Here is a 19335-nt window from a genome sequence, read left to right as displayed (position 1 = left end):
GTGCAGACACCCTTGCTCGTCGGGCGGGCGCAGAGGAGTAGGTATGACGGCCTGGTTAACCCTGGTGGGTATCGGTGAAGACGGCTATGCCGGCCTGGGTGAGGCGGCGCGCCGGGCGCTGGGCGAGGCGCAGTGGATCGTTGGTAGCCCACGGCAGCTGGCGCTATTGCCCAGCGATCTGCCGGGGCAGCACGAGCTGTGGCCCAGCCCCTTTAACCTGGAGCCGGTACTGGAGCGGCGCGGTACGCCGGTGTGCGTGCTGGCCAGCGGCGACCCGCTGTTCTACGGGGTTGGCGCAAGCCTGGCGCGGCAGCTGCCGGCCGAGCAATTGCGGGTGTTTTCGTCGCCTTCGTCGGTGTCGCTGGCTGCCGCTTGCCTGGGCTGGCCGCTGCAGGAGGTGACGGTGTTGTCGCTGGTGGCGCGGCCGTTGGCGGCGCTGCAGGCGCAGATTTTCCCCGGTGCGCGGCTGCTGGTGTTGAGCAATGACGGCGACAGCCCGGCGGTGGTGGCCGAGCTGCTGCGTGAACGCGGTTTTGGTCCCAGCCGTTTGACCGTTTTGGAACATTTGGGCGGAGATCAGGAACGGCGCATTGATGGTCTGGCCAGCGATTGGGCATTGCCGCGCGCGGCCGATCTCAATCTGCTGGCAATCGACTGTGTGGCGGGCGCCGATGCGCGCCTGCTGCCGCTGACGCCGGGTTTGCCGGACGACGCCTATCAGCACGATGGCCAGCTGACCAAGCGCGACGTGCGCGCCATCACCCTGGCCCGTCTGGCCCCGCAACCCGATGAGCTGCTCTGGGATGTCGGCGCGGGCTGTGGCTCCATCGGTATCGAGTGGATGCGCGCACACCCCAGCTGCCGGGCGCTGGCCATCGAGGCCGATGCCGGTCGTCAGGCGCATATTCAGCACAACCGCGATGCCCTCGGCGTACCCAGCTTGCAATTGGTGGCCGGCCGCGCGCCTGAAGCCTTGGCCGGATTGGCTGCGCCGGATGCGATCTTTATTGGCGGCGGGGTGACCATCCCCGGTGTGCTGGAACAGTGCTGGACCAGCCTGAAACCGGGCGGGCGTTTGGTGGCCAATGCCGTGACCCTGCAAAGCGAAGCGGCGCTGGTGGCCTGGCGCGAGCAGGTGGGTGGCGAGCTGACCCGTATCAGCGTGGCCCAGGCGCAGCCGCTGGGCGGTTTCGACACCTGGCGCAGCGCCTTGCCGATCACTCTGCTGGCGGTGCGCAAGCCGTGAGCCCGCGCATCTTGCTGCTCGGCGGCACCACCGAGGCCCTGCGTCTGGCGCGCCGTTTAAGCTCCGAAGCCATCTACAGCCTGGCCGGGCTGGGCCGGGTGCCGGATGACTTGCCCTGCCAGGTGCGCGTTGGCGGCTTTGGCGGGGCGGAAGGATTGGCGGGGTATATCCGCGAGCAGGGCATCGAACTGCTGCTCGATCTGACCCACCCCTATGCCGCGCAGATCAGCACCAATGCCGCCCGAGCCGCCGAGTTGAGCGGGATTGCCTGCTGGGCGCTGCGCCGCCCTGGTTGGCAGGCCGGCGCCGGCGATGACTGGCGCGAAGTGGACGATTGGGCCGGTCTGATTGCCGCGCTAAACGACTTCCAGCGCCCGCTGTTTACCCTGGGCCGCGAGCCGCTGGAGCACTTGCACGAGATTCCCCTGCATCAGCACTGGACCGTGCGCTGCCTGACGGCCCAGCAAGGCGTGCCGCGTGCGGAGATTATCGGTGCGCGCGGGCCATTCGCGCTGGATGAGGAACGCGCGTTATTCGTTCGTCTGGGCACCGATGTGCTGATCAGCAAGAACAGCGGCAGCCAGTCCACCGAGCCGAAATTGCAGGTGGCGCGGGAGCTGGGCCTACCGGTGCTGCTGCTGCGCCGGCCGAGTTTACCGAGTGTGGAGCGCGAGTTTCTCAGTCTTGAAGCGCTGGCCGAGGCGCTGCAGTTGTAGGGCGAGTTGGCCGCCGAGCGGTTGCCCCCCAAGGCAAAAAATCCCCTGTTAGACTGCCGCCCCGCTTTGGAGGCCGCCATGACCACGCCCGTTTCGCCCTACGCCCGCATTCTGTTTGTCGGCCCCGACCTGGCCGAGGGCTCGTTTGCCGAGCTGCTGCGCAGGCGCCTGGCTGAGCTGCGCGGGGAAGCGGCGCTGGCCGATATCGTTGATACCAGCGCAGGCTATGCGCCGCTCTGGCAGCGTGTGGCCGAGGGCGAGCGGCCGTTGCTGGTCATCGACCTGGAGCCGCAGAGCAGCAGCCCGCATCTCGATTGGCTGCGCAGCGAACTTTGCCAGCAGGCCAACCCTGAGCAGTTGTTTGTCGCCAGCGCGATTGGCCAGGCCGAGGGCTTGCCGGTGGAGGCCGCCTGCGCGCTGATCGAGCGCCCTGAGCTGCACCTGCCCTGTGTCGGTGTGGCCCCTGTGCCCGGGCATCACGCCTGGTCGCAGATTCCGCCGCACGCGCAGCGCCTGCTGCTGTGCAACGGCCCGCGCTGCACCCGGCGTGGCGCGCTGGACCTGTGGAAAACCCTGCGCCAACGCCTCAAGGCCGCCGGCAAACTGGAGTGCGAAGGCGGGGTGCATATCACCCGTACGCAGTGCCAGTTCCCCTGTGATCTGGGTCCGACCGCCAGTCTCTACCCGGCCGGCGAGTGGTTTCGCGTGCGCGACGAAGCCGAGCTGATCCGCCTGGTCGACGAGCGTCTGGTGGCCGGCCGCGCCGTGCCCGAGCTGCGTATCGATCAGGGCTGAAAAGACCGCTGTAGAGCCATTCGGTAACAGCTAAAAACTTGACGCGGATCGGCCTGAATGGTCATATCCGCGCCGTTTCAGGTGTCTTACGCCGCCGTGCGTAAGATTAAACGGGAAGTCGGTGCGCCCTTTTGGCCAGTCCGACGCTGCCCCCGCAACGGTAAGCGAGCGAAGTCATCACGATGCCACTGTGCAGTTTCTGCATGGGAAGGCGATGGCTTCATGACCCTCGCAAGCCCGGAGACCGGCCTGATTCTTAGAACCTGTTTACGATCTGCTGCGCGTCGGCACTGCTGCGTTAAAAACAGGCTCGGAATGCTCATGTACAAAAGTACACTCGTGTGCGAGCCCAGTCCGCTTCCTTGCCTCTTTTTGCCTTGCATTGCTCTAGCTCGCGGAATCGTAAACAGGTTCTTAGGGATGTTGGCCGCTGCGTTTACCACGCTGCGGCAACCCCCAACTGTTTGGCAACCCGCGGTGGGCGGGCGTTGACGCCGATCGTGGGTGCCTGCGCGCCCGTGTTTTGCTGTTGCGCGTTTCCATCGGGATTGCCGTGCCTATCCCTTTTGCGATGGAAGCATCATGGCGCGCTATCCCCTGTCTCAACTCTCTGTTTCCCTTGCCCTGTGCCTGGCCGGTACGGCTGTGGCGGGCGAGTCTCCGGTCAATCTGCCGGCCACGACCGTGCAGGCCAAGGCGGCTGCGGAGGGCGAAAGCGATCTGCATACGCCCACCAGCAGTGGTTCGCGCCTGGGCCTGAGCGCCCTGCAAACCCCGGCCAGCACCAGTAGCCTGAGCGGCGCGCAGGTGCGCGGGCGCAACAACCTCAGCGTGCAGGACGCGGTCACCCGCACCCCCGGCATCAGCAGCATCGGCAGCCCTGGCAATGGCGGCACCGCACTGTCGGCGCGCGGCTTTACCGGGCACTCGGCCGTCATGCAGCTGTACGACGGCACCCGCCAGTACATCGGTGCCGGCACGGTGACCTTCCCGGTCGACACCTGGTCGGTGGAGCGCGTTGACGTGCTGCGCGGCCCGGCCTCGGTGCTTTACGGTGAAGGCGCGACCGGCGCGGTGATCAACGTGGTGCCGAAAAAGCCGTTCAGCGGCGCCATCAGCAACCAGCTGCGCTTCGGCTACGGCAGCGACGACCGCCGCCAGGCCGCGCTGGACAGCGGTGGTTCGCTAAGCGATACGCTGAGCTACCGCCTCAACCTCAATCAGCAGGCCAGCAATGGCTGGGTCGATCACGGCGAGTCGCAGAGCCAGGCGCTGAGCGCGGCCCTGCGCTGGGATGCCAGCGATGCGCTAAGTTTTACCCTGTCCCATGATCAGGGTGATCAGGACCCGCAGCGTTACCTGGGCACGCCGCTGGTCGCCGGCAAGTACCGCGAAAGCCTGCGCGAGCGCAATTACAACGTCGATAACGCCGATATTCGCTACAACGACCAGATCACCCGGCTGGTCAGTGACTGGCGGATCAACGACGCACTGACCGCCAGCAACCAGCTGTACTACATCAAAACCCAGCGCTACTGGCGCAATGCCGAGACCTACCGCTGGCAGCCGGGTGATCAGGTCGAGCGCAGCGACTTCTACGAGATCAAGCACACCCAGGAGCAGGTCGGCGACCGCCAGATCTTCACCCTTGAGCACGCCCTGTTCGGCCTGGATAGCCGCACCGTAGTCGGTGCCGACTACAACCGCATTCACTTCGCCCGCCCGCATGATTTCGGTAGCAGTTTCAGCGACAGCGTGCCGCTCGCCGGCTCAGGTGGCGGTCAGTACCAGAGCACCGATCCATTGGGTTACGGCCCGCGTGAGCGCAATCTGGCCCGGCAGTTCTCGCTGTTCGCCGAGAACCGTACTCAGCTGACTGAGCGCCTGTCGCTGGTCACTGGCTTGCGCCGCGATCAGGTACATATCGACCGCAGCAACCTGGTCGATGACTCGCGTACGGACCGCAGCCTGAGCGGCGATAACTGGCGCGCCGGGTTGGTCTTCGAGGTCACGCCCGAGCTGTCACTGTACGGCCAGTACGCCACCAGCACCGAGGGCGTCAGCAACCTGCTCACGCTCAATCCGAGTCAGCAGCAGTTCGACCTGAGCGAGGCCAAGCAGACCGAGATCGGCCTCAAGCAGGCGTTCTGGAATGGCCAGGGCGAATGGACACTAGCCGCTTACCATATCGTCAAGGAGAAGCTGCTCAGCCGCGCCACCCTGACCGCGCCGACCGAACAGATCGGCCAGCAGTCTTCCGATGGTCTGGAAGCCACATTGGAGCTAGCGCTGGGGCATGGTTGGCAGGTGTCGGCCAACGCCGCGTTGGTGCGCGCCGAGTACGACGACTTCCGCGAGGCCGGGGGTGACCGCAGCGGCAATCGGCCGACCAATGTGCCACGGCGCACCGCCAACCTGTGGCTGAGCAAAGCGCTGAGCGAGCAGGTGCAGGCCGGGATCGGCGCGCGTTATGTCGATTCGCGCTACGCCGACACGGCGAACACCGTGGCGCTGCCGAGCTACACCGTGGTCGATGCCAATATCGGCTGGCAGGTGCAGGCGGATGTGCGTCTGGGCCTGGAGCTGAACAACCTGTTCGACCGCCAGTACGCCACTACCAGCAGCAGCGATGGCCAGCAGTGGTACCTGGGCGCACCGCGTTCGTTGTTCGTCACTGCTGATTACCGTTTCTGATGCCGCGCTTGCAGATCAGCGAGCTGGCCTGGTCGCCCAATGGCGAGCAGGCGCTGCTCGCAGGCATCGAACTGGCGGTCGGCGATGGCCAGTTGGTCGGCCTGATTGGCCCCAATGGCAGCGGCAAGACCAGCCTGCTGCGCTGCGCCTATCGCTTTCAGCGGCCCGATCAGGGCCGTGTCGAGCTGGACGGCGAAGCGCTGTGGAGCCGTTCGCCGCGCTGGTGTGCGCAACGGGTGGCGGTGGTGCTGCAGGAGTTTCCCCAGGACTTCGGCCTGACCGTGGCCGAAGTCGCCGCCATGGGCCGCACGCCGCACAAGGGCCTGTTCGATGGTGATGACCAGGCCGATTTTGCTCTGGTCGAGCAGGCCCTGGCGCGGGTCGGCCTGACTGATCACAAGCGCCAGGCTTTCGCCCATCTCTCTGGCGGCGAGAAGCAGCGCGTGCTTTTGGCCCGCGCCCTGGTGCAGCAGCCGACGCTGTTGATCCTCGACGAGCCGACCAACCACCTCGACCCGCGTTATCAGCTGGAGCTGCTGCGGCTGATCAAGACCCTCGGCCTGGCGACTCTGGCCAGCTTCCACGACCTCAATTTGGCGGCGGCCTTCTGCGACCGCCTGTATGTGCTCGACCACGGCCGCGTAGTGGCCAGCGGCACCCCCGCCGAAGTGCTGACTGAAGCGCTGCTGGCCGAGGTGTATGGCGTGCAGGCGCTGGTCGACCGTCATCCCCTCGCGGGGCACCCGCGTATTACCTGGATCAATCCATGAACAGTCTTCTGCGTTACGCCCTGTGCCTGCCGTTGCTGGGCGCGGCCCTGTCCGCCCAGGCGGTTACCGTCACCAGCTGCGACCGTCAGCTGACCATCGAGCAACCGCCGCAGCGCGCAGTCAGTCAGGACATCAACCTGACCGGCATGCTGCTGGCCCTTGGGCTGAAATCGCGGATGGTCGGTTACAGCGGCATCAGCGCCTGGAAAACCCCCAACCCCGAGCTGATGGCGCAGCTGGCTGATTTGCCTGAGCTGGCCGCGCGGCACCCGTCGCTGGAAAACCTGCTCAACGCCGAGGCGGATTTCTTCTTTGCCGGCTGGAACTACGGCATGCGCGTCGGCGGTGAAGTCACCCCGGCGAGCCTCGCGCGATTCGACATCCCGGTGTACGAGCTGAGCGAGTCCTGTGCCCATGTCATGCCACGCCGGGTGGCCAGCCTGGAGGATGTCTACAACGACCTGCACAACCTCGGCCGCATCTTCGCCGTTGAGCCGCGCGCCGAAGCGCTGGTGCAGGGCATGCAACAACGGGTGGCGGCGGTGCGTGAGCGCCTGGCCGACAGTGGCCCGGCGCCACGGGTGTTTCTCTACGACAGCGGCGAGGAAAGCCCGTTTACCGCCGGCCGCCTGGCCATGCCACAGGCGCTGATCGAGGCCGCGGGTGGACGCAATGTGATGGATGAGCTGGCCGCGAGTTGGGTGCGGGTGGGCTGGGAGGCGGTGATCAGCAGCGACCCCGAGGTGATTCTGATCGTCGATTACGGCGAGCGCAGCGCGGCGCAGAAGCGTGACTTTCTGCTGCAGCATCCGGCCTTGCAGGGGCTGACGGCGATTCGTGAACAGCGCTTTGTGGTGCTGCCGTACCTGGCTGTCACGCCGAGCCTGGACAACGCCGCCGCCATCGAAACCCTGGCCGCCGCGCTGCATCCGCAGGCGTTTGCCCGATGATTCGCAGCCCGCGCGCCTACCGCCTGTTGCTGCTGTTGCTGGCCTTGGCTTTGGCGTTGTCCTGCGCTGCTTCGCTGGGTTTTGGCGCTGCGCCAGTGCCCTTGCCGCGCGTGCTGGAGATTCTTGGTAAGCGCCTGTTTGATCTGCAGCCGGCGCAGGCAGTAAGCAGCGCTCAGGACAGCATCGTCTGGCTGATCCGCGCGCCACGGGTGGTGCTCGGCGCGCTGGTCGGTACCGGGTTGGCGCTGGTCGGCACGGCGCTGCAGGCGGTCACCCGCAACCCGCTGGCCGACCCACATCTGCTCGGTGTGAGTTCTGGCGCGGCGCTGGGTGCGGTGATTGTGGTGCTGTACCTCGGTGAATTTATCGGCCTGCTCAGCCTGCCGCTTGCGGCTTTTGTCGGCGCGCTGGTGAGCATGCTGCTGGTGCTGGCGATTGCCAGTCGCGGCGGTCGGCTGGAGAGCGACCGCCTGCTGCTGGCCGGGGTGGCGGTGTCGTTTGTGATGATGGCGGCGAGCAACCTGTTGCTGTTTCTTGGCGATCACCATGCCGCCAGTTCGGTGATTTTCTGGATGCTCGGCGGCCTCGGTCTGGCGCGCTGGGAACTGCTATGGCTGCCGGCGCTGTGCCTGGCGCTGGCCTTGCTGCTGTTGCTCGGTTTGGCGCGGGCGTTGAATGCGCTGATGGCTGGCGAGCACAGTGCGGTCAGCCTCGGCCTGGAGCCACGGCGGGTGCGTTTGCTGGTGTTTGTCTGCTCTTCGCTGCTGACCGGGGTGCTGGTGTCGCTCAGTGGCGCTATCGGTTTTGTCGGGCTGATCCTGCCGCATGTCGCGCGCTTTCTGGTGGGCGCCGAACACCGCCGCCTGCTGCCGGTAAGTGCGCTGCTTGGCGCGCTGTTTCTGGTCTGGGTGGATGTCGCCGCGCGCACCCTGCTGGCGCCGCAGGACCTGCCCATCGGCATCGCCACGGCGGCGATTGGCGGGGTGTTTTTCGTCATGCTCTTGAGGCGGCGTTGAGCCCATCCCCCAGGCTTTTGTCTTACCATGCCGGCTCTGCCCCATTGCGAGCCGCGCATGTCTGCCTTTCTGCTGCGTTACCGCGTTGCCCTGATCGTCCTGCTGATTCTACTCGGCCTGCTGGCGAGCATCTGGCTGGCTGGGCGCTATGCCGAGCAGCGTGCCTGGCAGGAGCGCAGTGTGGAGGCGCGTGGGCAGTTGCAGCTGTATGCGCAGTCGATCCACACCCTGGTCGAGCGCTTCCGTTCGGTGCCCGAGGTGCTGGCGCTGGACAGCGATATCAAGTCGCTGCTGCGTGCGCCAACTGACAGCCTTCTGCGCAGCAAACTCAATGAACGGTTGGAACAACTCAACAGCGCCGCCGGTTCCAACGTGCTGTATCTGCTCAACGACCAAGGCGAAACCCTGGTGGCCAGTAACTGGCGCGACTGGAGCAGTTTCGTCGGCAACAACTACGCCTTCCGCCCGTATTTTCAGGATGCCGTACGCCAGTCCTCCGGGCGTTATTTTGCGGTGGGGGTGACCACCGGCATCCCCGGTTACTTCCTCTCCCACGCGGTGCGCGACGACAACGGCGCGGTGCTCGGCGTACTGGTGGTCAAGCTGGAGCTGGAAGAGCTGCAACGCGAATGGGCCAGCCAGCCCGGCGTGCTGCTGGTGGCGGACAGCTACTCGGTGGTGATCCTCAGCAACCGCCCGGCCTGGCGCTTTCTCGCCCTCGACAGCTTGAGCGAGCAGGCCCGCGCCGAGCTGGTGGAGGTGCGCAAATACGCCGAACAGGCGCTGCAGCCGCTGCCCAGCACGCTGCGTCGGCAGATCGACAGCGACAGCCAGTGGCGCCGAGTGGAAGGCCCGGATGGCCCGCGTGACTACCTCTGGCAGCGCCAGGCCCTGGGTGATGAAGGCTGGACCCTGCACCTGCTGCACGAGCCGAAAACCCTGGTCGACAGCGTACGCAGCTACCGCCTGGCCGCCGCCGGGGTGTGGATGACCCTGGCGTTTCTGCTGCTCTACCTGGCCCAGCGGCGTAAGACTCAGCGTCTGCAGGCCGGCATTCGTGAACGCCTGGAGCGTGAAGTGGCGCTGCGTACCGCCGAATTGCGCGAGGCTCAGGAAGGCCTGGTGCACGCGGCAAAGATGGCCGCGCTGGGGCAGATGTCGGCGGCCATGGCCCATGAAATCAACCAGCCGCTGACTGCCATGCAGATGCAGTTGGGCAGCTTGCGTCTGCTGCTCGATAGCGGTCGCCAGGACGATGTGCGCGAGGGGCTGCAACGCATCGATGGCCTGCTGCAACGTATCGCCGGGCTCACCGGCCACCTGAAAACCTTTGCCCGCAAAAGCCCGGCGGGCCTCAGTGAGCGCCTGCGTTTGAGCGATGTGCTGGAGCAGGCGCTGCAGCTGCTGGCGCCGCGCCTGCGCAGCGAACAGGTGCAGCTGCACAGCGAGATCGACACCGAGGCGCGGGTGCTGGGTGATGCGATTCGCCTGGAGCAGGTGCTGCTCAATTTGCTGAATAACGCCCTGGATGCCATGGCCTCCAGCGAGTCGCGGCAGTTGCAGATCCGCATCGAGCGCCAGGCTGAACAGTGCCTGCTAAGCATCGCCGACAGCGGCGGCGGGATCGCCAGCGAGGCGCTGGGCCATGTGTTCGAGCCGTTCTTTACCACCAAGCCGGTGGGTGCCGGATTGGGCCTCGGCTTGGCGGTGTCCTACGGCATCGTCCGTGAACTGGGCGGCAGCCTGGAGGCGGCCAATGGCGAGCAGGGCGCGGTATTTACCCTGCGCCTGCCGACAGCGCCGAATGCGTAGTGCGGGTTATTTCCCGGATTTTATCCGGGCTACACTGCCGCCGATTGATCAGGAGGTGATATGACCGGGCACGTAATAGTCGTCGACGATGAAGCAGCCATCCGCGAGGCGGTGCAGCAGTGGCTGGAGCTGTCCGGCTTTCGCGTGCACAGCTGCGCCACGGCGCAGGCCGCGCTGGCGCTGGTCGACCGTGACTACCCCGGCATCATCATCAGCGATGTGCGCATGCCCGGCACCGATGGCCTGCAGCTGCTCGACAGCGTGCTGGAGCGCGACCGCGACCTGCCGGTGATTCTGATCACCGGGCATGGCGATGTGCCGATGGCGGTGCAGGCGCTGCGCCAGGGCGCGTATGACTTTATCGAAAAGCCCTTTACCCCCGAACGCCTGCTCGACAGCGTGCGCCGCGCGTTGGACAAGCGCCGCCTAGTTTGTGAGAACCGCCAGCTGCGTCAGCAGTTCGCCCTCAAGGACCATATCGAGGCGCAGCTGCTCGGCGTCTCGCGGCCGATGGAAACCTTGCGTCGGCAGATCCTCGAACTGGCCGGCACCTCGGTGAATATCCTCCTGCGTGGCGACACCGGCAGCGGCAAGGAGCGGGTTGCCCGTTGCCTGCATGATTTCAGCAACCGCGCCGGCAAGCCGTTTGTCGCGCTGAACTGCGCGGCGATTCCCGAGCACCTGTTCGAAAGCGAGCTGTTCGGCCATGAAAGCGGCGCCTTTACCGGCGCCCAGGGCAAGCGTATCGGTCGCATCGAACATGCCGACGGCGGCACGCTGTTTCTCGATGAGGTGGAAAGCCTGCCGTTGGCCCAGCAGGTCAAACTGCTGCGCGTGCTGCAGGAGAAAACCCTCGAGCGCCTCGGTTCCAATCGCAGCATTCAGGTCGACCTGCGGGTGATCAGCGCGGTCAAGCCGGACCTGCTCGATGAGGTCAAGGCGGGGCGTTTCCGTGAGGATCTGTACTACCGGCTGAATGTCGCCACCCTGCGGATTCCGCCGCTGCGTGAACGCCGTGAAGACATTCCGCTGCTGTTCGAACACTTCGCCAACCAGGCCGCGCAACGCCATGGCCGTGAGACGCCGAGCCTGCCACCCAGCGAGCTGACCCGGCTGCTCGGGCATGACTGGCCGGGCAACGTGCGCGAGCTGATCAACGCCGCCGAACGCCATGCCCTGGGCTTGAGTGGCGAAGTGGAGCGTGGCGAGGGGCTGCCGGTGCAATCGCTGGCCGAGCAGATGGAAGCCTTCGAGGCGCAATGCCTGCATCGCGCCCTGCAGCACTGCCAGGGCAATATCGCCGAGGTGATGGCACTGCTGCAGCTGCCGCGCCGCACCCTCAACGAGAAGATGCAGCGCCACGGCTTGCAGCGCAGCAGCTATCGGCCGGCCGGCAGTGCTGATGACGAGTGAGAACTAGTCGGCGGAATTTCGCTTATCTGAGTTTTTTCACTGGCGGATTTCCGCTTACTACAGCCGCCAGGCTGGCAGTGCTGATTGGAGTAAAGGCTCTAGCGCGGGCTTTTCTCTCACTGGCACGGCATCTGCTATAGCTCTTGTCAGCCGGGCACTCGATTGCCTCGGTCTCTATAAGAAAGACAAGAGGTGAATCCCATGCACTGCCCAGCATCATCTGCGCGCTTGCCGCGTCCGGCATCAACCGCCCATCTCTGTGCGCTCGGCTCAGGCCTCGCGTGAGCCTCTGCTCCTTTTCGCCATTGCGTTAGTCCCGGCGCTGCACCGCTGCCTGGGTGGCGCGCAGCGTCTACAGTGAAAACCTCTGCATAAAGCCATAACAACGACGGAGATTCTTCCATGCGAATGACCAAACGATTCAGCCTGTTTGCTGCTGCCGCAGCCTTTACCGCGAGCACCGCGGTACTCGCCGCCCCGACCTTTATCAATATCCTCACTGGCGGCACCAGCGGTGTGTACTACCCGATTGGTGTGGGCCTGTCGCAGCTGTACAGCAACGGCATCGAAGGCTCGAAGACCTCGGTACAAGCGACCAAAGCCTCGGTGGAAAACCTCAACCTGCTGCAAGCCGGTCGTGGTGAGCTGGCCCTGGCCCTGGGCGACTCTGTGGCCGATGCCTGGAATGGCGTGGAAGACGCCGGCTTCAAGGCGCCGCTGAAAAAGCTGCGGGCGATTGCCGGCACCTACCCGAACTACATCCAGATCGTCGCCAGCAAGGAATCCGGCATCACCACCCTGGCTGACCTGAAGGGCAAGCGCATCTCCGTCGGCGCGCCGAAATCCGGTACCGAGCTGAACGCCCGCGCCATCTTCAAGGCCGCCGGTCTGAGTTATGAAGACATGGGCAAGGTCGAGTTTCTGCCGTACGCCGAGTCGGTCGAGCTGATCAAGAACCGTCAGCTGGATGCCACCCTGCAGTCTTCGGGCCTGGGCATGGCAGCGATTCGCGACCTGGCCGCGACCCTGCCGATCACCTTCGTCGCCATCCCGGCGGAGATCACCGCGAAGATCGACAACGCCGCCTACCAGGCTGCCGCGATCCCGGCCGGCACCTACGACGGTCAGGACAGCGATGTAGCGACCGTGGCCATCAACAACATCCTGGTCAGCCATGACGGCGTGTCCGAGGAAGTGGCCTACCAGATGACCAAACTGATGTTCGACAACCTCGAGCGCCTGGGCAACGCCCACTCGGCGGCCAAGGACATCAAGCTGGAAGGCGCCGCCAAGGGCCTGCCGATTCCGCTGCATCCAGGTGCCGAGCGCTTCTACAAGGAAGCCGGCGCACTGTAAGGCTGCTGAAGGGTTGCAGGTGTAGGTTGGCGCTGTGCGCAGCGCCAACCTCTCCGGACACGAGCTAGAGCTGCGAATAAAACCGGCGTGCAGGGCACGGCAGGTTTTGTTGGCGACTCTTGCGCTATCGACGTTGTAACGAGGGTGTGACCTTCATGAGTGAGCAAAACCAAGGCCTCGCCGCTAACCCCAGCGATTGGCCGAAAGCGCTGTTTTATGTCGCGCTGCTGTTTTCGATTTTCCAGATCATCACCGCGGCCTTCCACCCGGTATCCAGCCAGATTCTGCGTGCGGTGCATGTGGGCTTTCTGCTGCTGGTGGTGTTTCTCTGCTTTCCCGCCCGTGGCAAGGAGCAGCCCTGGCAGCCGCTGGCCTGGTTACTGGGCCTGGCCGGCATGGCCACGGCGTTCTACCAGTGGTATTTCGAAGCCGATCTGATTCAACGTTCCGGTGATCTGACTCAGAGCGACATGGTCGTCGGCCTGGTGCTGATCGTGCTGGTGTTCGAAGCCGCACGGCGGGTGATGGGCATTGCCCTGCCGCTGATCTGCGCGCTGTTTCTGGTCTACGGTCTGTTCGGCCAGTACCTGCCGGGCGACCTGATGCACCGTGGCTACGCCATCGATCAGCTGGTCAACCAGTTGGCCTTCGGCACCGAGGGGCTGTACGGCACGCCGACCTACGTATCGGCCACCTATATCTTCCTGTTTATCCTGTTTGGCGCGTTCCTCGAACAGGCCGGCATGATCAAGCTGTTTACCGATTTCGCCATGGGCCTGTTCGGCCACAAGCTCGGCGGCCCGGCCAAGGTGTCCGTGGTGTCGTCGGCGCTGATGGGCACCATCACCGGTTCGGGCGTGGCCAACGTGGTCACCACCGGCCAGTTCACCATCCCGCTGATGAAGCGCTTCGGCTACAAACCGGCGTTTGCCGGCGGCGTGGAAGCGACCTCGTCGATGGGCAGCCAGATCATGCCGCCGATCATGGGCGCGGTGGCCTTTATCATGGCCGAGACGATCAACGTGCCGTTCTTCGAGGTGGCCAAGGCCGCGTTGATTCCGGCGCTGCTGTACTTCGGCTCGGTGTTCTGGATGGTTCACCTGGAAGCCAAGCGCGCCAACCTGCAGGGCCTGCCGAAAGACCAGTGCCCGAATCCCTGGACGGCGATCAAAGAGCGCTGGTACCTGCTGATTCCGCTGTTCATCCTCATCTACCTGCTGTTCTCCGGGCGCACGCCGCTGTTCTCCGGCATGGTTGGTCTGGCCCTGACCGCCATCGTGATTCTCGGCTCGGCGATCATCCTGCGGGTGTCGTCCAAGGTCATGCGTTTCGCCTTCTGGATTGCCCTGGGCGTGCTCTGCGCCGGCTTCTTCCAGCTCGGCATCGGCGTGGTGTTCGGCGTGGTGGCGCTGCTGGTGGCGGTGTGCTGGTTTATCAAAGGCGGCCGCGACACCCTGGTGATTTGCCTGCACGCGCTGGTGGAAGGTGCACGGCATGCCGTGCCGGTGGGCATCGCCTGCGCCTTGGTGGGGGTGATCATCGGCGTGGTCTCGCTGACCGGGGTGGCCTCGACCTTCGCCGGTTACATCCTTGCCATCGGCCAGGACAACCTGTTCCTTTCGCTGGTGCTGACCATGCTCACCTGCCTGGTGCTGGGCATGGGCATTCCGACCATTCCCAACTACATCATCACCAGCTCGATTGCCGCGCCGGCGTTGCTGGAGCTGGGCGTGCCGCTGATCGTGTCACATATGTTCGTGTTCTATTTCGGCATCATGGCCGACCTCACGCCGCCGGTGGCGCTGGCCTGTTTCGCGGCCGCACCGATTGCCAAGGAGAGTGGCCTGAAGATCAGCCTGTGGGCGATTCGCATCGCGGTGGCCGGGTTCGTGGTGCCGTTTATGGCGGTGTACGAACCAGCGCTGATGCTGCAGGGCGATAGCCTGCTGGCCACGCTCTATGTGGTGGCTAAAGCGCTGCTGGCCATCGGCATCTGGGGCGCGGTGTTTACCGGTTACCTGCAGGCCAAACTGAGCTGGTGGGAGCGCGCGCTGGGCTTTGCCGCCGGTGCCAGCCTGATTCTGGCCACGCCGATGAGTGACGAAATCGGCTTCGCCCTGGCGGCGCTGTTTATCGCCCAGCACGTCTGGCGTGCTCGTCGCGCTCAGCTGGCCACTGCGTGATCGGCCTGTGCCTGGGTCTGGCGGGCGCGGTGTGGGCAGAAGTGCCCACGCCCAGCTTTACCCTGGCCTGGACACACACGATTGAGAAGATTCGTTGGGAAGAGGATTACCGCGTGACGCCTGAGGGATTGCTCCTCGGCGAGGCGCGGGTCAAGGGTTCCGGGGCCGGTATGGAGATTCCAGACGGCGCCGAACTGCGCGAGGGCAGCTGGCATTACCAGCGTCAGCTACCACCCTTGCAGCCACTGCGTTTGGGGCGAACCCCCGAGGCAGGGGATTATCAACTGTGTTTCAACCAGCGTTGCCACTCGATGAGTGAATGGCTCGGCCCGCCACAAGCGACCCAGCCGGCGTTGGAACTCTGGAGCTGTGAGCAAAGCTCCCCGGCCGCCTCGGCGGCAGGCCAGGACGACGGCTAAGGCTGCGTCTGCTCCCGGGCCACAAGCCTTGGTTGTTGTAGAGGAGAACCCCCATTTGGCCCGGCCGGTGGGGGTTTTGTTCGTTTGCAGTAACGGTTAGCTTCAGCAAATTGACTGACAAGCAGGATGTTATGAGCACCATCACCTATTACCTGGACATGCAGCACCCCGAGCAGATCCGCGCCAAGCCGATGCCAACGGATTTGAGAGTGGTCGAATGTGAGCTCAAGCAGTTTCAGCTCAACCGTTTTCTCTACCAGCTAGTCGGCGAGCCCTGGCAGTGGACCGACAAACTCAGCTGGACGGACGCGCAGTGGCGCGAGCTGATCGAGCAGCCCAATCACCGCACCTGGGTGGCCTATCACCAGGGCGCCATCGCCGGGTATTACGAGCTGCTGCGCGATGCTGACGGTGCGGTGGAGATTCTCTATTTCGGCCTGGCCGAGGCGTTCTTCGGTCAGGGCTTTGGCGGCCCGCTGCTGACTCACGCGCTGCAATCCGCCTGGGCCTGGCCCGGCACCACGCGGGTCTGGGTGCATACCTGCAGCCTGGATCACCCCAGCGCCCTGGCCAACTACCAGGCGCGCGGCCTGCGTATCTATCGTGAAGAGGTCGAGGCGGACGCTTCCTAAGAGGGTCTACGCTTGCAGGGTCGCCCACTTATTTCAGGAGCCGCTTATGCGCCGCGTTCTTAGCAAACCCCTGTTACTCAGCCTCTGCCTGCTGCCCGCCCTGGCCAGCGCGGTGGATATCCAGCCCGGCCTCTGGGAAATCAGCTCGAACAATATGCAGGTCGGCGGCCAGGCGGTGCCGGGGATGGAACAGATGCTTGAACAGATGAAAAATCTGCCGCCTGAGCAGCGGCAAATGATGGAGCAGATGATGGCCCAGCAGGGCGTTCAGCTGGGCGACAAGGGCGTGCGTATCTGCATGAGCGAAGCGCAGATCAAGGCCCAACAGATCCCCATGCAAGACCCCGAGTCCGGCTGCAGCAATGAAGTCACCGAACGCAGCGACGAACTGTGGAAATTCCGCTTTAGCTGCCCCAACGGTGAGGGCGAAGGCGAGACGCGCTTTGTCAGCGACAAGGAGTTCACCTCAACGGTCAACGGCACCTTCGACGGCCAGAGCAGCAGCATGCAAAGCCACGCGCGCTGGGTGGCGGCGGATTGCGGGACGTTGCAGCCGCAATAAGCAGCCTAGGTGAGTCACTGCCCGTTAAGCGGGTCACTGATGCCGTGGCGGTCTTTTAGTGTTTGCACCAGCTCGGCTTGGCTGGTGAGGAAGGCGTCGAACTGTTTGATCACTTCGGGGTGTTTGATGCTCGAGAGGAAGTAGTGATCATCCTGATAGGCCAGGCTGGGGTCGAACACCAGGCCGCTTCCCGCGCTGTTGTAGAGCTGATGACGCACTACTTGCGGGTTGAGGTAAACGCCGTCGACCCGGTCACTCATGGCCATGGCCAGCAGCGAGTCGATCTGGTTGGCCTGGATCAGCAGGATCTTGCCGGCCTTGATGTCGTTCAAGTAAGGCCAGGGGGTAAAGCCGCGCTGGGTGCCGAGGCGGCGCAGGCGTTCTTTGCCTTTGCCGAGAAATTGCGGTTTGACCAGCACACCATCGATGGCCGGCGCCGCTGCCTGGCTGAAGTGCAGTTTGTAGTTGCGCTTGATGTCGGCATTCCAGCGCGGGTTGTCCGGGTATTTGAAATCCACACGGCCGTTGAGAAAGTCGCTGAGCAGGCGCCGCACCGGCAGTGGCTGGTAGATAAATTCATGGCCCTGGTGCGCCGCAAAGGCGTCGAGCAGGTCGCGGCCATAACCCAGGTATTGGCCATCCTGCACGTTGGAGTAGGGCATATAGGGCTGCAGTTCGACCCCGATCTTGAAGGTCTCAGCCTGTGCCGGCGACAACAGCTGGAGTAACAGGCATGCCAGCAAGGGCAGCAGGAGTCTCATGGACGACATCTCGTACAGCGACCCTAAGGCCTTAGCCAAACCATAGCTAATAGCTCGGCAAAGCGGGAGTTTTAGCGCAGAGAAAATCTGACCAGATACGCAAAAAACTCGCCCATAAAAAGGCTGCAATGGCCGCCAATACTGGCCTTGCGCCTGCACGCATGGGCTATGGCTGTTACCCTATGCCCCGCAGCCGCCGGTTTGGGCGGCTGTACGAGTAGGGCAATCCGTCCTCGTGCGCGTAATGCGTGCCACACGCCAAAGGAGCATTCCATATGGGAAAAGACCCTTCGTCTGACACGACCCCGCAACCAGAAGCGGTAATTCTGGACGGCATCCCCGCCCCCTCGGGCGAGGCAAATTTGATCGATACCGACTACGTGATCGGTCAGGACAACATCAAAGGGCAGTTCTCTTTCGCCCTCGACATTCACGGCAAAGTCTTCAGCATTTCCGCACTGACCATCGTGCTGTTTGTGGTGCTGACCCTGGCCTTGCAAAACCATGTAGAGCCGTTGTTCAGTGCCATGCGCGGCTGGCTCACCCATCACCTGGCCTGGTTCTTTCTCGGCTCGGCCAACATCTTCGTACTGCTCTGCCTCGGCCTGATCGTCTCGCCGCTAGGCAAGGTGCGCCTCGGTGGTATGGATGCCACCGCGGACTACAGCTATACCGGCTGGTTCTCCATGTTGTTCGCCGCCGGTATGGGCATCGGCCTGATGTTCTACGGCGTGGCCGAGCCGATGTCGCACTTCTCGGCGGCCATGGGCGGGGTTAGCGTGGGTGAAGACGGCATACGCACCGACTGGGCGCCTCTGGCTGGCGCTGCCGGTGATGCCGAAGCCGCTGCGCGTTTGGGCATGGCTGCGACCATCTTCCACTGGGGCCTGCACCCCTGGGCGATCTACGCCATCGTCGCTTTGGCGCTGGCGCTGTTCTCCTTCAACAAGGGCCTGCCGCTGTCGATCCGCTCGATTTTCTACCCGATTCTCGGTGAACGGGTGTGGGGCTGGCCGGGGCATATCATCGATATCCTCGCGGTGTTCGCCACCCTGTTCGGCCTGGCCACCTCCCTCGGCCTGGGTGCGGAACAGGCAGCGGCCGGCCTGGACAAACTGTTCGGCATCGCCGCCACGGACGCGAGCAAGGTGCTGCTGATTATCGGCATCACCGCCATCGCCCTGCTGTCGGTGCTGGCGGGTTTGGACAAGGGCGTCAAACGCCTGTCCGAGCTGAACATGGGCCTGGCCATTCTGCTGTTGCTGTTCGTGATCATCGCCGGGCCGACCCTGGCCATCCTCACCGGCTTCTTCAGCAACCTCGGCGCCTACCTGCAGCATCTGCCGGCGCTGTCCAACCCGATTGCCCGTGAAGACGCCAACTTCAGCCAAGGCTGGACGGCCTTCTACTGGGCCTGGTGGATCAGCTGGTCGCCGTTCGTGGGCATGTTTATCGCCCGCGTCAGCCGTGGCCGCACCGTGCGTGAGTTTCTGATTGCCGTGCTGCTGGTGCCGTCGCTGGTGTCGGTGCTGTGGATGACCGCCTTCGGTGGCACCGGCATCAGTCAGCTGGTCGGCGATGGCTTTACCGGCGTGCAGGACGCCGCGCTGGAGCTGAAGCTGTTTGCCATGCTGGCGGAACTGCCATTGGCGGAGCTCAGTTCGTTTATCGGCATCGTGCTGGTGATCGTGTTCTTCGTCACCTCGTCGGACTCCGGCTCGCTGGTGATCGATACCATCACCGCCGGCGGCAAGGTCAATGCGCCCGTGCCGCAGCGGGTGTTCTGGGTGATTATCGAGGGCATCATCGCCATCGCCCTGCTGCTTGGCGGCGGGCTGGTGGCCTTGCAGGCCATGGCGGTGTCGACCGGCTTGCCGTTTACCATCGTGTTGTTGGTGGGTTGTGTGTCGATCGTCAAAGGCTTGATGAGCGAACCGCGCTGACCATTGCTTTTGAGTAGGACAAGAGCGCGCCTTTGGGCGCGCTTTTTTTATGCGCGGAGTTTAGGTG

The 19335-nt window shown here is 64.3% G+C and carries 16 protein-coding genes and 1 riboswitch; of the genes, 15 read left to right on the top strand and 1 reads right to left on the bottom strand.

Features of this window, described 5'->3' with window-relative positions; all coding sequences use genetic code 11:
• Nucleotides 1-43 precede the first annotated feature (43 nt).
• The 14 genes from cbiE (at nt 44) to ACQ4LH_RS00435 (ending at nt 16564) form a co-directional block, all read left to right on the top strand.
• Nucleotides 44-1246, top strand: a complete 1203-nt coding sequence (cbiE, locus tag ACQ4LH_RS00500; RefSeq protein ID WP_430695356.1) for a precorrin-6y C5,15-methyltransferase (decarboxylating) subunit CbiE — start codon at nt 44-46, stop codon at nt 1244-1246.
• A complete protein-coding gene (locus ACQ4LH_RS00495; protein WP_430695355.1) occupies nt 1243-1962 on the top strand; it encodes a cobalt-precorrin-6A reductase in 720 nt (239 codons plus the stop codon). Before cbiE ends, ACQ4LH_RS00495 begins: the two co-directional genes overlap by 4 nt.
• A gap of 78 nt (nt 1963-2040) precedes the next feature.
• Nucleotides 2041-2757, top strand: a complete 717-nt coding sequence (locus ACQ4LH_RS00490; RefSeq protein ID WP_430695354.1) for a (2Fe-2S) ferredoxin domain-containing protein — start codon at nt 2041-2043, stop codon at nt 2755-2757.
• A 62-nt stretch (nt 2758-2819) separates the two neighbouring features.
• A riboswitch (cobalamin riboswitch) is annotated at nt 2820-3024 on the top strand.
• A gap of 315 nt (nt 3025-3339) precedes the next feature.
• Nucleotides 3340-5451, top strand: coding sequence for a TonB-dependent receptor (locus ACQ4LH_RS00485; protein ID WP_430695353.1), 2112 nt, complete (start codon nt 3340-3342; stop codon nt 5449-5451).
• Entirely contained in the window at nt 5451-6221 is a 771-nt protein-coding gene (locus ACQ4LH_RS00480) for an ABC transporter ATP-binding protein (RefSeq protein ID WP_430695352.1), read from the top strand. Before ACQ4LH_RS00485 ends, ACQ4LH_RS00480 begins: the two co-directional genes overlap by 1 nt.
• Nucleotides 6218-7171 carry an ABC transporter substrate-binding protein gene (locus ACQ4LH_RS00475; protein WP_430695351.1) on the top strand — a complete coding sequence of 318 codons (954 nt, stop codon included), beginning with the start codon at nt 6218-6220 and terminating at the stop codon, nt 7169-7171. The genes ACQ4LH_RS00480 and ACQ4LH_RS00475 overlap by 4 nt, the downstream gene beginning before the upstream one ends.
• On the top strand, nt 7168-8187 hold the full coding sequence (locus tag ACQ4LH_RS00470) for a FecCD family ABC transporter permease (protein ID WP_430695350.1): 1020 nt from the start codon (nt 7168-7170) through the stop codon (nt 8185-8187). Before ACQ4LH_RS00475 ends, ACQ4LH_RS00470 begins: the two co-directional genes overlap by 4 nt.
• 57 nt (nt 8188-8244) lie before the next feature.
• Nucleotides 8245-9999: a sensor histidine kinase gene (locus ACQ4LH_RS00465; protein ID WP_430695349.1), complete on the top strand. Its 1755-nt coding sequence runs from the start codon at nt 8245-8247 to the stop codon at nt 9997-9999.
• 60 nt (nt 10000-10059) lie between these two features.
• A complete protein-coding gene (locus tag ACQ4LH_RS00460) occupies nt 10060-11412 on the top strand; it encodes a sigma-54-dependent transcriptional regulator (RefSeq protein ID WP_430695348.1) in 1353 nt (450 codons plus the stop codon).
• A gap of 402 nt (nt 11413-11814) precedes the next feature.
• Nucleotides 11815-12768, top strand: a complete 954-nt coding sequence (locus ACQ4LH_RS00455) for a TAXI family TRAP transporter solute-binding subunit (RefSeq protein WP_430695347.1) — start codon at nt 11815-11817, stop codon at nt 12766-12768.
• A gap of 155 nt (nt 12769-12923) precedes the next feature.
• Nucleotides 12924-14951, top strand: coding sequence for a TRAP transporter permease (locus tag ACQ4LH_RS00450; protein ID WP_430695346.1), 2028 nt, complete (start codon nt 12924-12926; stop codon nt 14949-14951).
• On the top strand, nt 14948-15370 hold the full coding sequence (locus ACQ4LH_RS00445) for a DUF1850 domain-containing protein (protein WP_090250993.1): 423 nt from the start codon (nt 14948-14950) through the stop codon (nt 15368-15370). The genes ACQ4LH_RS00450 and ACQ4LH_RS00445 overlap by 4 nt, the downstream gene beginning before the upstream one ends.
• Nucleotides 15371-15501: 131 nt before the next feature.
• Nucleotides 15502-16002: a GNAT family N-acetyltransferase gene (locus ACQ4LH_RS00440; protein ID WP_430695345.1), complete on the top strand. Its 501-nt coding sequence runs from the start codon at nt 15502-15504 to the stop codon at nt 16000-16002.
• Between the two features lie 46 nt (nt 16003-16048).
• Nucleotides 16049-16564 carry a DUF3617 domain-containing protein gene (locus ACQ4LH_RS00435; RefSeq protein WP_430695344.1) on the top strand — a complete coding sequence of 172 codons (516 nt, stop codon included), beginning with the start codon at nt 16049-16051 and terminating at the stop codon, nt 16562-16564.
• A 14-nt stretch (nt 16565-16578) separates the two neighbouring features.
• On the opposite strand, the gene ACQ4LH_RS00430 is transcribed toward ACQ4LH_RS00435, so the two are convergent.
• Nucleotides 16579-17325: a substrate-binding periplasmic protein gene (locus ACQ4LH_RS00430; protein WP_430695343.1), complete on the bottom strand. Its 747-nt coding sequence runs from the start codon at nt 17323-17325 to the stop codon at nt 16579-16581.
• A 275-nt stretch (nt 17326-17600) separates the two neighbouring features.
• Here ACQ4LH_RS00430 and ACQ4LH_RS00425 point away from each other — a divergent pair, with 275 nt between their 5' ends.
• On the top strand, nt 17601-19268 hold the full coding sequence (locus tag ACQ4LH_RS00425; RefSeq protein ID WP_430695342.1) for a BCCT family transporter: 1668 nt from the start codon (nt 17601-17603) through the stop codon (nt 19266-19268).
• The last annotated feature ends 67 nt before the right edge of the window (nt 19269-19335 follow it).

It is taken from the genome of Pseudomonas peli (genome assembly GCF_050563605.1).
Lineage (GTDB): Bacteria > Pseudomonadota > Gammaproteobacteria > Pseudomonadales > Pseudomonadaceae > Aquipseudomonas > Aquipseudomonas peli_A.
Note: the sequence above shows the minus strand (reverse complement) of the source record. Positions and strands in the feature narration are given on the sequence as shown.